General features: G+C 62.4%; 14 protein-coding genes. All 14 read left to right on the forward strand.

What is annotated here, in order from left to right:
- Window positions 1-10: 10 nt before the first annotated feature.
- The 14 genes from PQR27_RS09755 (at window position 11) to PQR27_RS09820 (ending at window position 14,642) form a co-directional block, all read left to right on the forward strand.
- Window positions 11-2,401: a xanthine dehydrogenase family protein molybdopterin-binding subunit gene (locus tag PQR27_RS09755; protein WP_408525449.1), complete on the forward strand. Its 2,391-nt coding sequence runs from the start codon at window positions 11-13 to the stop codon at window positions 2,399-2,401.
- Window positions 2,388-3,125 (forward strand): enoyl-CoA hydratase/isomerase family protein, encoded by a 738-nt coding sequence (locus PQR27_RS09760; protein ID WP_408523453.1) that lies wholly within the window; start codon window positions 2,388-2,390, stop codon window positions 3,123-3,125. Before PQR27_RS09755 ends, PQR27_RS09760 begins: the two co-directional genes overlap by 14 nt.
- Window positions 3,126-3,569: 444 nt before the next feature.
- Window positions 3,570-3,848, forward strand: a complete 279-nt coding sequence (locus PQR27_RS09765) for a YciI family protein (protein WP_408523454.1) — start codon at window positions 3,570-3,572, stop codon at window positions 3,846-3,848.
- Window positions 3,849-4,019: 171 nt separating this feature from the next.
- Window positions 4,020-4,583, forward strand: a complete 564-nt coding sequence (locus tag PQR27_RS09770) for a GlcG/HbpS family heme-binding protein (protein ID WP_408523455.1) — start codon at window positions 4,020-4,022, stop codon at window positions 4,581-4,583.
- A gap of 37 nt (window positions 4,584-4,620) precedes the next feature.
- Window positions 4,621-5,826: an acetamidase/formamidase family protein gene (locus PQR27_RS09775; RefSeq protein WP_408523456.1), complete on the forward strand. Its 1,206-nt coding sequence runs from the start codon at window positions 4,621-4,623 to the stop codon at window positions 5,824-5,826.
- 99 nt (window positions 5,827-5,925) lie between these two features.
- A complete protein-coding gene (locus PQR27_RS09780; protein WP_408523457.1) occupies window positions 5,926-7,215 on the forward strand; it encodes an MFS transporter in 1,290 nt (429 codons plus the stop codon).
- Between the two features lie 149 nt (window positions 7,216-7,364).
- On the forward strand, window positions 7,365-8,303 hold the full coding sequence (locus PQR27_RS09785) for a fumarylacetoacetate hydrolase family protein (RefSeq protein WP_408523458.1): 939 nt from the start codon (window positions 7,365-7,367) through the stop codon (window positions 8,301-8,303).
- Window positions 8,304-8,407: 104 nt separating this feature from the next.
- The gene (locus PQR27_RS09790) at window positions 8,408-9,064 is read left to right on the forward strand and encodes a c-type cytochrome (protein WP_408523459.1); all 657 of its coding nucleotides are present in this window, start codon (window positions 8,408-8,410) and stop codon (window positions 9,062-9,064) included.
- Between the two features lie 160 nt (window positions 9,065-9,224).
- Window positions 9,225-10,016, forward strand: coding sequence for an alpha/beta fold hydrolase (locus PQR27_RS09795; protein WP_408523460.1), 792 nt, complete (start codon window positions 9,225-9,227; stop codon window positions 10,014-10,016).
- Window positions 10,017-10,190: 174 nt separating this feature from the next.
- Window positions 10,191-11,258, forward strand: a complete 1,068-nt coding sequence (locus PQR27_RS09800) for a porin (RefSeq protein ID WP_408523461.1) — start codon at window positions 10,191-10,193, stop codon at window positions 11,256-11,258.
- A gap of 113 nt (window positions 11,259-11,371) precedes the next feature.
- The gene (locus PQR27_RS09805) at window positions 11,372-11,806 is read left to right on the forward strand and encodes a BON domain-containing protein (RefSeq protein ID WP_408523462.1); all 435 of its coding nucleotides are present in this window, start codon (window positions 11,372-11,374) and stop codon (window positions 11,804-11,806) included.
- Between the two features lie 218 nt (window positions 11,807-12,024).
- Window positions 12,025-12,774 (forward strand): SDR family NAD(P)-dependent oxidoreductase, encoded by a 750-nt coding sequence (locus PQR27_RS09810; RefSeq protein WP_408523463.1) that lies wholly within the window; start codon window positions 12,025-12,027, stop codon window positions 12,772-12,774.
- A gap of 133 nt (window positions 12,775-12,907) precedes the next feature.
- Complete coding sequence (locus PQR27_RS09815; RefSeq protein ID WP_408523464.1) at window positions 12,908-13,399, forward strand: GlcG/HbpS family heme-binding protein; 492 nt, start codon at window positions 12,908-12,910, stop codon at window positions 13,397-13,399.
- 37 nt (window positions 13,400-13,436) lie between these two features.
- On the forward strand, window positions 13,437-14,642 hold the full coding sequence (locus tag PQR27_RS09820) for an acetamidase/formamidase family protein (protein ID WP_408523465.1): 1,206 nt from the start codon (window positions 13,437-13,439) through the stop codon (window positions 14,640-14,642).
- The last annotated feature ends 91 nt before the right edge of the window (window positions 14,643-14,733 follow it).

Raw genomic sequence — 14,733 nt, forward strand, 5'->3', positions numbered from 1 at the left:
CCGGGCGCCGCTGATTGGACAGCCGTTGCCGCGCCTGGAAGACCAGCGCTTCGTGACGGGCCGTGGCCGCTATACCGACGACATCCGGCTCGATGGACAACTGTATGCGGCGTTCCTGCGCTCGCCACACGCGCATGCGACGCTCGTCTCGATCGCTACAGAAGCGGCCTCCGCGGCGCCTGGCGTGGTCGCCATCCTGACCGGACAGGATTATCTGAAGGCGGGGTATCGCGCGATCAATCATGTTCCGAACCCGGCCGATGCGATCGAGCATGCACGTCCCGCATTCACGCAGTCGAGCACCGGTGGCGTGCTCAATATCGGACACCTGCCGCTCCCCGTCGACAAGGTCCGCTATGTCGGCGAAGCGATCGCGATGGTGATCGCGCGGACCTTGCTCGAAGCGCGCAACGCGGCCGAGTTGATCGAGATCGACTACGACGTGCACGACGCGGTGGTCGACGCGCTCGATGCGATGCAGCCAGACGCGCCGGGTCTGTGGGACGACGCGCCGGGCAACCTGTGCTTTCAGACTCAGATCGGCGAGCGCGACGCGGCGCGGCAAATTCTCACGACGGCGCGACTGGTGGTGCGCCGTGAGTTTCGTCACAGCCGTGTGGTCAACTGCCAGATGGAGCCACGCGCCGCGCTGGGCACTTACGATGCGGCGAGCGGTGTCTATACGCTGATCTCCGGCAGCCAGGGGGCCGTGCGTCTGAAGGTCGCGCTGGCTCACGCGCTGCAGGTGCCACCGGAACAGGTCCGCGTGGTGTGTCCGGACACGGGCGGCGGCTTTGGCCCGCGCACGTTCCTCTATGTGGAGCAGCTCGCGGTGGTATGGGCCGCGCGAGAAGTCGGACGCCCGGTCAAATGGACCGGCGATCGCAGTGAAGCGTTTCTCGCCGACTACCAGGGCCGCGATGCGATTATTCGCGCGGCCATCGGTTTCGACGGAGACGGCCGCATTCTCGCAATCGACAACGAATGGTTCGGCAATGTCGGCTCGCACACCGTGTCATACGTGCCAATGTCCAACGGCACGCGCGTGATGACGAGCGTCTATCACGTGCCGGTTGCGGCGGTGCAGGTGAGCGCGGTGCTGACCAACACGGTGCCGACCGTGCCGTATCGCGGCGCGGGCAGACCGGAAGCGACTCACGTGATGGAACGCATGCTGGACATTGCGGCACATGAACTCGGGCTCGATCGCCTCGAGATCCGCCGCCGCAACCTGATCGCCCACGAGGCGCTGCCGTATCGCACGGCCATGGGTCTCACCTATGACAGCGGCAGGTTTCTCGAGAACATGATGCGTGCGGCCGAGCTGTCCGGCTGGGCCGGTTTTGAAGCACGCCGCGACGAAGCGCGCTCGCGTGGCCGGCTGCGTGGCATCGGCCTCGCGAACTATGTCGAGTCGCCGGTTGGCGCGCCGCGCGAGCGGATCGACATGGCGGTATTGCCGGAAGGCGTGATCGACATCGTGTCGGGCACGCAGTCGACCGGACAAGGCCATGAAACGACGTTTGCACAGGTCGTCGCGACGTATCTGGGCGTGCCGCCTGGGGCGATACGTTTGCGCACGGGCGACACGGACTTCGTGGCGGTTGGCGGTGGCACGCATTCGGATCGGACCATGCGGCTCGGCGGCATGCTGCTCGTCGACGCGTGTACACAGATCGTCGCGCAGGCGCGCGACGTCGCAGCGCGAATGTTCGATTGTGACGCTGCGGCCTTGCAGTTTGCCGATGCGGCTTTTACCGCGGATGGCGTGCGTCGCGCGACGCTGTTCGACATCGCGCGGAATCTGTGCGAAGAGCGCACCGCGGCGTGCATGCCGCACGGCGCGCCATTGCCGGCGCTGCTGGACGATGAGCCCCGGCGCCTGTTCGCGCGTGCCGAGTTTACCGGGCGCATTCCGGCGCACCCCACCGGCTCGGCGGTCTGCGAAATCGAAGTCGATCCGGATACCGGTGTGGCGACGGTCGTCAACTACACATCGATCGACGATGTCGGCCAACCGATCAATCCGCTGATCGTCGAAGGACAGGTGCACGGTGGTCTCGCGCAGGGGCTCGGTCAGGCGTTGTCGGAGACCTGCTACGTCGATCGCGTCACCGGCCAGCTGATGACCGGCTCGTATATGGATTACGGCGTGCCACGCGCGGCGAACATGCCGCCGCTGCAGCTCGAATTCACCGAAGACCCGACCGCCGGCAATCCGCTGCGTGTGAAAGGCGGTGGCGAGAGTGGCATCACGCCCGCAACGGCGACGATATTCAATGCTCTCGCCGACGCGTTGCGCGCGCCGGGCCAGCACGATGCGGAACTGGAGATGCCGGCGACGCCGCGCGTCATATGGGAATACCTGCACAGAGGAGAACATGGCGATGACGCGAACTGACGCGGTGCTGATCGAACGCACGGGCGACGTGCTCGATATCGTGCTGAACCGGCCCGAGCACGGCAACGTGCTCAGCGCGGCGATGAGCGATGCGATGATCGATGCGCTCGATAAGCTCGACGACACGACGAAACTGGTGCGTCTGCGCAGCCACGGCGCCGATTTTTGCACAGGCCGGGAGTCGCCGATGCCGGGCGCTGACAGCCAACCGTCGGCTGAAATGCTGCGCCGGGTGGTCGCCGCGCCGCCGCTCGCGCTATACGACGCCATCAAGGCCGTGCGCGTGCCGGTTTTAGGTGTGGTGCGGGGTCGTGCGATCGGGGTCGGGTGTGCGCTCGCGGGTGTGTGCGATGTGACGCTGGCCGCCGCTGACGCAGTGTTCCAGATCCCGGAGATGGACCGCGATATTCCTCCGGCACTGGTGATGTCGGCGCTGCTTGGGCGCATACCGCACAAGACGCTGGCGTATATGGTGCTGAGCCGCTGTTGCATCGGCGCGCAAGAGGCGATGCAGGCGGGGCTCGTGAGTGTGGTGGTGAGCGCGGATCAACTCGACGCGCAGGCGGATCTGCTCAGCGAGATGCTGCTGAAGAACAGTGCCGTGACGCTGCGCGCGGTCAAGCAATTCCTGCAACTCGCACCGCAGATGCCGGACACGGCAGTCAGCGGCTTTGCGCAACATCTGCTGGCGACGGCGTTGTCGACACGGTTCCAGAAAGCGTAGGTGTTTTCACACGCGCTCGTGCGCGTCTATGCTGCCGGCGAGGTTTGCACGGCGCGCGTGTGATGGACGTCGTGTCCCGTGCAATTAGCGTGAGGGCTGTTGCAAGGCCCGACATCGAATCGCCCGCGATTGCCATCTTCATATCGGGTATCTCCCCGGTATCCCGCCCTTAGCCCCCGCTCTATCTGCGTAACGTCCGCAGTCCGCGCACGTTCGCGACCTCAAAAAAATCGGATCATTCGGTAAGTCACAGGACGTGCGGCGCATCCGCTTGCAACGCGAGGGACTGATACTGCGTCAGGATTTTCCGCCGTAGAGCTCACTTCTGTGTCCACATTATTCGGAAGAATCGCCGCTGGTTCAGCTCCGCTTTGCGTCCCGGAAGGTCGTCGCAGCCCTCTGCCTTACGTTTGCCCTGCCTGACTTTGATAGGAACTGAAAATCATGCATTGGATCGTCTTCTGCACCGATAAGCCGGGTGCCGTGTCCCTTCGTGAAACCAACACCCCGCACCACCGCGCCTATCTGGAGAGCGGGCCGATCACACTCGTCACATCCGGTCCGTTGGTGGACGATGCTGGCGAGAACAAGATCGGCAGCTTCTTTCTCGTGGAAGCGCAAACACGCGGCGAGGTCGAGGCGTTCAATCGCAATGACCCGCTCTTCGCAGCCGGGGTCTGGCACGAAGTCAGAATTCATCGCTTTCACCGCCGGGTAGGCTGATCGATTGACGATCGGCGCGCCGATGACCCGCGTTCAAACATGGTGGAATTAATCGGACTCAGTGGTAAATGCGCGGGCTTTCCGACTATAGCGTTCGAACGATACAGACGTACGCTTCAGTTTGAGACGAGTCGCACAGTAGTGCCGCGAAGTAATAGAGAGGAGACAGGAGTGAAGCTGAATATTCCATTTCGGTTGATGAGGGGAGCAGCGATCGCGTCGCTTTGCTCGCTGTGCGTAGTCGGCGCACGGAGCGCCGGCGCAGCCGACCTCGCATCCGCACCGGAGTCGCTCGCGCCAGTCGTGACGTATTCGGTGAGCCTGGCGCAGGCGATGAAGCTTATCGAAACGGGCACCGCTGAAGCCCGTGCTCACCATCTCGCGTTGAGCTTCTCCGTGGTCGATCCTGGCGGTCATCTGATCGCGGCGGCCCGCATGGACGGTGCGCCGTTCGCAAGCGTCGACTTCGCCCGCGGCAAGGCCTTCGCATCGGTCGCGCTCGGCGGCCAGTCAGGGGTGACGCTGGAGCAGCGCTTCAAGGACGACCCTTCGGAGTACAGCAATGTGTCGGGCGCCGGTTATTACGCGCCGTTCCTGCCCGGGCGCGGCGTGCTGCCGATCTTTTCCGGTGGGCACCTGCTCGGCGCGCTGGGCGCAAGCGGGGCGCCTTCGGACATAGACGAACAGATGGTCAGGGGCGCGATCGAAGCGATTGGCGCATCGACCACCCGATGAACCGGGTCGGCGCATCCACGATAAATCAGGAATACAGATGAAACACGAGACACAGCACAATATGCAATCCGTCATCAGGGAGGGCGCCGCGCAGGAAAGTGGCGCGACGACGCTGGACGCCACCGCTCATTGCCGTCGCACGATGCTCAAGCTCGGCTTCGGCGCGCTGGCCGCCGGCACGCTCGGCTTGCCGCTCGCAGTGCGCGCGCAAGGCACGGCAGCGCGCGGACAGGCCGGCGGGCTGGCATCGCCGGACGGCGCGCTCGTGCGGCTCGTACCTTCGGAAGAAACCGTGCGTGTAGGTCAGATGGAGCCCGATACGCCGGTCGCCGCTGCCGTCAGATCAGGCGACACGGTGTGGTACGACGGCACGTGGACCAACTGGGGCAATGAAGCGAAGTACGGCATGACGTTCAAGGAGCGCGAGCCGATCCGCAAGAAGTATCCGAATGGCGCGTTCTCGCTGATTGGTCCGGTCGTGGTGGAGGGCGCCGAGGCGGGCGACCTGATCGAATGCCGGATGCTGAGCATGCGCCCGATCGACTGGGGCTGGAATTCGGCGCCGCCTGGGGTCGGCGCGCTGCCGCATGATTTCAAGCCCTATCTGCGTTATCTGAAGTTCGACAGTGAGCGCACCGCGGCCGCGTATGTGCCGGGCGTCAACATTCCATTGAAGCCATTTCAGGCGTATATCGGCACGCAGCCGCCGGGCGACAAGCCGGTCAGCGCGAATCTGGCCGGCAATTACGGCGGCAATCTGGATTGCGCCGTGCTCGGGATCGGCACGTCGATCTTCCTGCCGGTGCAGGTTGCCGGTGGGCGCGTCTGGACGGGCGGCTCGATGGGTGCGTCAGGCGAAGGCAATGTCGATCAGACCTCGATCGAGACGGCCTTCGAGGAAATGCGCATTCAATATGTGTTGCACAAGCGCGCGGCACTGAATGTTCCGATGGCGGAGACACCGGACCACTGGATCGGCTTCGGCTTTGCCGACACGCTCGATAACTCGCTGGTGGCATGTCTGCGGCAGATGATCGGGTGGCTCTCCGCGGCAACCGGCATTGCGCCCGAAGACTGCTACGGCATCTTCAGCGTCGCGGGGAGTTTCCGCGTCACGCAATACGCGAACCAGACCGGAACGGTCTACGCGACCGTCCCGCCGAAGGGCATTCACTGCATGTTGCCTAAGAACATCTTCACCACGGCAATGCAGCAGCGTATCGCGACATTCACCCGCAGTTAGACCGGTTCATTCCAACCTCAGAGCGGTAGATTCTGGCGCGCTGCCGATAGCGCAGCGCGGGACGTGTGCTGCGCAAGCGTGTTGCAAGGAGATGATTTGATGGATGCGAAAGACAGGCAAGCCGTGACCGCTGGCGACCCCGGGCCGCAGCAAGGTTCCCGCTGGTTGTGGGCCCTGCTGGTGTGTTTTCTGGTGATTGTGCTTGACGGCTTCAACACTACGTCGATTTCGTTTGTCGTGCCGAAGCTCGCGGGTGATTGGGGCCTCGCGCCCGCCCGCTTCACACCGGTGTTCGTGGCGACGAATATCGGTGCGGCAATCGGCTTCATGATCAGTGGGCCGCTTGCGCAGCGGTTCGGCAACCGCCTCATCGGGCTCGCGAGCGTCGTCCTGTTCGGCGGGAGCACCCTGGCGACGATGTTCGCGGCTGACATCGCCAGCCTGTCCGCGCTGCGCCTGATCGCCGCGATTGGCCTGGGCGGTGCGCTGCCGATCGCGATTACCGCATCGGCCAGCATCATCGGTTCGAAGCACAAAGTGGCGGCGTCCCTGTTGGTGACGACCGGCATGTCGGTGGGCGCGGTGATTGGTGGAGTCACGGGCGGCTCGCTCATGAGCGGGTTCGGCTGGCAGTCCATCTTCGTCGTGGGCGGCGTGCTGCCGTTTGCCCTGGTGCCGGCGTTTTTCAGGGCTCTGCCGGCTGGGACCGACGCGGCCGCCGGCGGCACGGCCGTGCGGACAGCCAACCCGTTCAAGGTGCTGTTCAAGGACGGGCTCGGCCTCCATACCTGTCTGCTATGGACATTTTCATTCCTGATCTTTACGGATGTCTACGCGCTGCTGTTCTGGCTGCCGACGCTTCTGCCCACCTTCGGCTTTGCGCCGGATCATGCGTCGGTTGGCATGGCCGCATTCAGCATCGGTGGACTGGGCGGCAACATCCTGATGACGGTAGCAGTGGCGATGATGACGATGGCCGGCAAGCTTCGACTGAAATCGGCGCTGACGTTTGGGGGTGTGCTCATGATCCTGAGCATCGGCGTGCTGAGCCAGATTGCCGTGGCGCCTGGCGTTGCGCTGCTGCTCATCGCCGTGATCGGGGCGGGGCTCGTCAACGGCATCATGGGCCAGACGGCACTGGCGGTTACCTTCTATCCCACTGAAATACGCGCGACTGGTGTGGGCTGGGGGCATGCGGTCGGACGCGTTGGATCTTTCGTGGGGCCGGCGATTGGCGGTGCGCTGCTGTCGATCGGGTGGCCCGCGCGCGAGATCGTCCTCATCGCGGTGCTGCCCGCAGCGGCCGCGCTTCTTGTGCTCGGTGCGCTGGCGGTGGCCGGTCGCAGACGCACACGAGATTTTGGCAGTCACGCGGTGGCAGAGCACTAAGCCATCTGCCGCCGTGCGATGCCTGTTGGCTTGCTGCCAGCGGGAGCAGGGCGGGCACTGCAGGCGTGGCCCTGATGCGCCCATCTGCACACAGGCTCGCCCACTCAAACTTCAATGCCTTGTTTTTACTTCACGGATAGACCTAGATCATGAAAATCATCGCTTACGCCGAAGCTGGCCGTATCGCGCTGGGCGTTGTCACGAGCCCAACGCACTTTCTCGCCGTCGCCGACATCGCTCCGGACCTGCCCGGTAGCCTGATTGCGATTCTCGAGCATGAGGATGGCATGGCACGCCTCCAGCAAGCAGTCAGAGGCCGCGAGGGAGACCGTCTGTTGGCCGACGTCACGCTCAAACCGTTCCTCGACCGGCCGAATGCGATGTGGGCACTTGCGCTGAACTTCAAGAGCCATATCGCGGAGACGGGGCTACAAACCTCGATGGTGTATCCCCACCTGTTCATGCGCACGGCCGCCTCGTATGTGGGCGCGGACGAGCCGATCGTCGCGCCGCCGGAAGCGATTGCGCGTGCGTTCGACTATGAAGGCGAACTGGGCGTCGTGATCGGCAAGCCTGGCCGCTTTATCCCTGAGGCGCGGGCGATGGAGCATGTGGCGGGTTACACGTGCATTAATGAAGGATCGGTGCGTGAGTATCAGATGCACAATCGCCAGTTCGGTCTCGGCAAGAATTTTGAGGCGTCCGGCTCCTATGGGCCATGGTTGATGACGACCGATGAGTTTGGCGACCCCGCGGCGCACTCGGTCCTCACGCGCGTCAACGGTGTCGTGCGCCAGCGTGCACCGCTGGACGACATGCTGCTGGATGTGGCGAAAGTGGTCAGCTATCTGAGCCAGGGTTACCGCTTGCGGCCGGGCGATTTCATCGCAATGGGCACGCCCGGCGCGCTGAAGCCGCAACCCGCCGACAAGGAAGGCCAAGATCTCAGCCGTCAATATGGACCGTTTCCGACGCCCGGCCTCGTTCACATGCGACCTGGCGACTGTGTCGAGGTCGAGATCGATGGACTCGGCGTGCTACGCAACCCGGTGGCTACCGACACGACCTACACCGTCGGCGCGCTTTAACAATACGACGCTGTTGCCGTTCAGTTCAGGTTTCGCCCAGTCACGCGGTGCGGCGGCGAGGACGCGAACCGGCTTCACATCACCCAGTGCGAGGAGACACGCCCATGGCTACAACCGCATTCGAACGAGGCGTGGCAGGCCCGGCAGCACGGGCCGTGCTGGTCGCCGGGGCCCTTCTGTGCGCCCTGGTGAGCGCCCGCGCCGCCGATCTGACGGCTCGGGTCGGAGAACTCACGACACAGCGCTGCGCGGCCTGTCACGGCGTCGACGGAAACAGCACGGTCGGCACCTATCCGCGCCTGGCAGGCCAGTATCCGGAGTACCTGTACAAGCAACTCACGCAGTTCAAGGGCGGCCCAGGTGTGCCGCCGTTGCGGCACAACGAAATCATGCAGGCGATGGTGAAAGACCTCTCGCCGGACGAGATGAAGGCACTCGCGGCTTTCTATGCAGCGCAAAAGCCTGCGCAAGGTGCGGCTTCAAACGCGGCGCTCGTCGATGCGGGCAAGCTTGTCTATACGCACGGCGGAGCGAGCGGTGCGCCAGCGTGCATTTCATGTCATCGGGCGACGGGAGGCGGTATCGAGCCTGACTTCCCGCGCATCACCGGCCAGCATCAGGAGTATGTCAACACGCAGCTCCACGCATGGAAGAGCGGAGAGCGTGGCGGCAAAGGGAAGCTGATGAGTCTGATCGTTCCACTGCTGAGCGACGACGAGATTGCTGCCGTTTCCGCGTACGTGGCAGCGCTTAAGCCATAAATATTCGGACGATCTGACAAGTCGGTGCTCATTTTGGTCAGGTCTCCTTCCGACATCGTCCGTATAGTGAGTTACACGATAAGAGCACGCGCAGTAGGAGGTCACGCCGGAATCGGCGGCGGCCATGCGGCAACCGGTCAGCTACATCAGGAGGAGACACATGCGGTATTTTGAGCGCGAAGGCATCCGCTTTGCATACGACGAGTCGGGTCCAGCGGAAGCGCCAGTGGTGGTGTTCAGCCATGGCTTTCTGATGGACGGGGCGATGTTTGAGCCGAACATCGCCGACCTCAGCAATACGTTCCGGTGCATTGTCTGGGATCAACGAGGGTTTGGCGCAACAGGTCCGACTACCAGTGCGTTTAGCTATTGGGACTCGGCAAGGGATCTGATTGCGCTGCTCGACCACCTGGAGATCGGCTCGGCATCGCTTGTCGGCATGTCGCAAGGCGGCTTTCTGTCGATGCGGGCCGCGCTGCTCGACCCCGATCGCTTTCGGGCACTCGCGCTGATATCGACGCGAAGCGATATCGACTCCGAGGCCGTTCAGCAATCGTTCGAGAATCTTAGAGGGGAGTGGGCCCGCAACGGTGCCACTCATGTGGCTCAGGATCTATCAGCGTTCCTGCTCGGCGATGGCTATGAGGCGACGCCCGTATGGATCGAAAAATGGATGCGGCTGGGTTCCGAGCATTTCGAGCATCCAGTGAATGCCCTGATTTCAAGGGATGATATTACGTCCCGACTTCACGAAATCACGCATTCGAGCATCGTCTTTCACGGCAGCGACGATATCGCCATCAGTCCGCAATGCGGAGAATCGATCGCCGCCAGTTTGCCAAACTGCAAGGGCTTCGTCCTCGTCGACAAAGCGGGGCATACCCCCAACCTGACACACGCCGAGCTGGTCAATCCAGCGCTGCGGGATTTCCTGATGCGCTACGCGCGTTAGCGGCGTTCTCCGATGCAGCTATCGAGTTCTTAGGTCGGGATTCAGCGCGTGTCATAGGTCCACGGTCGACCCGGTGAAAAAATCACAACGGCCGATATCCGAATCATGATGATTAGCATTGCGAATCGAAGCAGTCGTGCGACTGTGAGATTGGCAGAACAATGGAGACCATGAATGAACAAGAGAATTATTGCTGTTTTAGCCGCTTCTCTCGTGATGGGCGAGGCTCATGCGCAATCGAGTGTTACCTTGAGCGGTATCATCGACGGCGGCATCAGCTTCACAAATGGCGCGGGGCCCAGTGACAAAAATCAGTGGGCATACGGCCAGGCGAATCTGGTTGTCAGCCGGTTAATTTTCTCGGGGGCAGAGGATCTGGGCGGCGGGATGCAGACACTGTTCAGACTTGAGTCGGGTTTCCTGCCGGGTGCCGGGAAGAGTACCAACTCGGGCCAGCCAATCACGGCGGGCAGTTTCCTGTTCGACCGTGGCGCATGGGTGGGATTGAAACAGGATAAATTCGGAACGCTCTCGTTTGGCCGCCACTACACCCCATTTGTCGAAGTACTCTACCGCACGGATGCAAGCGGCTTTGAGAACTTCGGCTCAGTGGCAAACACGGTCTTTCAGACTCGCACTGGCTTCAACGGCTTTCAATATACGTGGGCCAACAATTCGGTCAAGTATCAGACACCGACCATCTACGGCCTGAGCGCTAGCGTGTTGAACAGCTTTGGCGGGACCGCGGGCGACTTCCAGAACCAGCGGGAGGTGTCGGCAGCGCTGTACTACGCGCTGGGGCCGGTATCGGCGAGCGCCGGTTATATCTCCGGCAATGACCCGACCGGCGTGACCGATCACACGGTGGCGAGAGCCTACACTCTATTCCTCGCCTATACGGGCAGCCAGTTCAAGGTGAGTCTGAATTTCCAGAACTTCCAGGATCCTGCCACCGGCAGCAGCCAGGACTACTATTCGGTCGGTGGCCGGTACGATATCACTCCAGCGTTCCGGCTTGTTTCGGACTATACGTATCTGGCCGACCGGGTGAACAGCGAGCGCAACGGTGCATTCTTCAAACTGGGCGTTCACTACTTGCTGTCGAAGTCGACGGATCTGTACACGGAGGCGGGGCTGTCCAGAAACAACGCGCTAGGTACGCTCGGTATCTCAAGCACGTCGCCAGCCAGCCCAGGCATCAATCAACGCTCGATCGTGACCGGCATGATTCACTTCTTTTGAGCAGGCGAAGTGTGAAGATGTGAGCCTTGTAGAACCAGGTGGATCAATGAAAAAGATCACATTTCTTTAACAAGATTCAAGTGGTGTGAGATCAGAATCTCTATCACTATTTCATGCGCAGCCTGTGCCGTTGTCTTGCGCAGGTTTACTGCGAACCACTGTTTAGCGATCAACGCCTTCGGGGAAATATGATGCGACTTTCCACCTTTACCGTGACATGCGGCCTCGTAGTATTACTCAGCACGAATCTGGTTTTCGCTCAGAGCGCCAGCGACGCCAATACGCCAGAACCTACCGGCAGCACCAGCAAATCTGCGATCCGCGCGCAGAACCGGCAATTGTCGAAAGCAGTTCGCCACGCGCTTTACGCGACAAAGGGTTTGTCTTCCAGCAATATTGCCGTACTGGTTAAAGGCGGTGTGGTTTCGTTGGTGGGAACGGTGCCGGATAGCTCACAGATCCAGCTTGCGGGAGATGCCGCGAAGCGGGTGCCGCAGGTGCAGTCGGTCGATAACCGAATCGTGCTGGAAGAAGAGGGCGCCCAGTAATCAAACGCGCGCCGCGATCGGGCGGGCGCGAGCTCTGCGACGCTCGTGGCGCAAGCTTTGGAGACGGATGCTTCCCGATTTTGTCCGAATTTCGAAAGTGATTGTCTGGCGTACTGTCAGGGAAACGATAACATTCTTGAGGATTCAACTACCCCTGCTGTTACGGCTTCGCCCAGACGGCGCGACCGTCGGTATTCCATTCTTGCGTAGGCGTTGACATGGCACAGTCTCTGGAAGGGAAGGTTTGCGTCATCCTTGGTGGTTCCGGCGGTATCGGCAGCGCGACGGCCAAGCGGCTGGCGGACCTGGGCGCGCGCATTGTCGTGACCAGCCACGCTGATTTGCAGAAGGCGCAACGGGTTGTCGACTCGCTGCCAGGGGACGGCCATCTCGCCGCGGCGGTTTCGATCACCGACAGCGGCGCGCTTAACAATCTTGCCTTGAAAGTACAGGCCGAATACGGGCGCGCGGACGTGCTCGTGAATACGGCCGGCATCACGCAGCCGGTGCCGCATGCGAATCTCGATGCACTGACAGACGAGCTGATCGATCAGATATTTGCCGTGAACTGGCGGGCACAGTTTGCGGCGATCCGTGCTTTTCGTGCGCTGCTCGACGCGAGCGGCGACGGACTGGTGATCAACGTCTCGTCTATCGCGGGGAGCACGGGCCAGGGCAGCAATATTGCCTATTGCGCCGCCAAAGCGGGGCTTGACGTGATGGCCGCTTCGTTGGGCCGGGCGCTGGCGCCGCACATTCGGGTATTGAACGTTTCTCCGGGTGTGGTCGATACCACTTTTGTGCCTGGGCGCGGCGCCGACTTCAATGACAAAGTGGCGACGACGACGCCGCTACGCCGGATCGGCACCCCAGACGAGGTGGCTTCGGCAATCGAGGCGTGCGCAACGCATCTGACGTTCAGCACGGGCGTGACCATTGTCGTCGACGGTGGCCGCCGTCTGAATTAAGTGCGGCGCTCAACGCAGCTCAAGCGCGGGCCGCGTGGCGCGCAAAAATAGCTTGGAGACTGCTCTGAAATCACTCTTTCCACATCGATTGGCAAGGTGCCTTGCCATCGCGATGTTGTGTGCCGGATACGCCGTGCATGCCGCAAGCGTGGCCGACGTAGCAGCGTCGACGCTATCTGTTTCTCCGACGGTTGAGACTTACTCGTTGAGTTTCGCTGCGGCGACGAGACTGCTCGACATCGCGACCACGAATGCGAAGTCGCACCATCTCGCGTTGAGCTTCGCGATAGTCGATCCTGGCGGTCATCTGATCGCGGCGGCCCGCATGGACGGTGCGCCGTTCGCAAGCGTCGACTTCGCCCGCGGCAAGGCCTTCGCATCGGTCGCGCTCGGCGGCCAGTCAGGGGCGACGCTGGAGCAGCGCTTCAAGGACGACCCTTCGGAGTACAGCAATGTGTCGGGCGCCGGTTATTACGCGCCGTTCCTGCCCGGGCGCGGCGTGCTGCCGATCTTTTCCGGTGGGCACCTGCTCGGCGCGCTGGGCGCGAGCGGGGCGCCTTCGGACATAGACGAACAGATGGTCAGGGGCGCGATCGAAGCGATTGGCGCATCGACCACCCGATGAACCGGGTCGGCGCATCCACGATAAATCAGGAATACAGATGAAACACGAGACACAGCACAATATGCAATCCATCATCAGGGAGGGCGCCGCGCAGGAAAGTGGCGCGGCGACGCTGGACGCCACCGCTCATTGCCGTCGCACGATGCTCAAGCTCGGCTTCGGCGCGCTGGCCGCCGGCACGCTCGGCTTGCCGCTCGCAGTGCGCGCGCAAGGCACGGCAGCGCGCGGACAGGCCGGCGGGCTGGCATCGCCGGACGGCGCGCTCGTGCGGCTCGTGCCTTCGGAAGAAACCGTGCGTGTAGGTCAGATGGAGCCCGATACGCCGGTCGCCGCTGCCGTCAGATCAGGCGACACGGTGTGGTACGACGGTACGTGGACCAACTGGGGCAATGAAGCGAAGTACGGCATGACGTTCAAGGAGCGCGAGCCGATCCGCAAGAAGTATCCGAATGGCGCGTTCTCGCTGATTGGCCCGGTCGTGGTGGAGGGCGCCGAGGCGGGCGACCTGATCGAATGCCGGATGCTGAGCATGCGCCCGATCGACTGGGGCTGGAATTCGGCGCCCCCTGGGGTCGGCGCGTTGCCGCATGATTTCAAGCCCTATCTGCGTTATCTGAAGTTCGACAGTGAGCGCACCGCGGCCGCGTATGTGCCGGGCGTCAACATTCCATTGAAGCCATTTCAGGCGTATATCGGCACGCAGCCGCCGGGCGACAAGCCGGTCAGCGCGAATCTGGCCGGCAATTACGGCGGCAATCTGGATTGCGCCGTGCTCGGGATCGGCACGTCGATCTTCCTGCCGGTGCAGGTTGCCGGTGGGCGCGTCTGGACGGGCGGCTCGATGGGTGCGTCAGGCGAAGGCAATGTCGATCAGACCTCGATCGAGACGGCCTTCGAGGAAATGCGCATTCAATATGTGTTGCACAAGCGCGCGGCACTGAATGTTCCGATGGCGGAAACGCCGGACCACTGGATTGGCTTCGGCTTTGCCGACACGCTCGATAACTCGCTGGTGGCATGTCTGCGGCAGATGATCGGGTGGCTCTCCGCGGCAACCGGCATTGCGCCCGAAGACTGCTACGGCATCTTCAGCGTCGCGGGGAGTTTCCGCGTCACGCAATACGCGAACCAGACCGGAACGGTCTACGCGACCGTCCCGCCGAAGGGCATTCACTGCATGTTGCCCAAGAACATCTTCACCACGGCAATGCAGCAGCGTATCGCGACATTCACGCGCAGTTAGACCTAAGCTACGACGTCACGTAATTGCACGTGCGGATCGCACGCGTCGTATGCGTACGGTTGGCACGTGCCTGAGTGGCAAGGAGAAGTTG

Source organism: Paraburkholderia fungorum (assembly GCF_046027215.1).
GTDB classification, from domain to species: domain Bacteria; phylum Pseudomonadota; class Gammaproteobacteria; order Burkholderiales; family Burkholderiaceae; genus Paraburkholderia; species Paraburkholderia fungorum_D.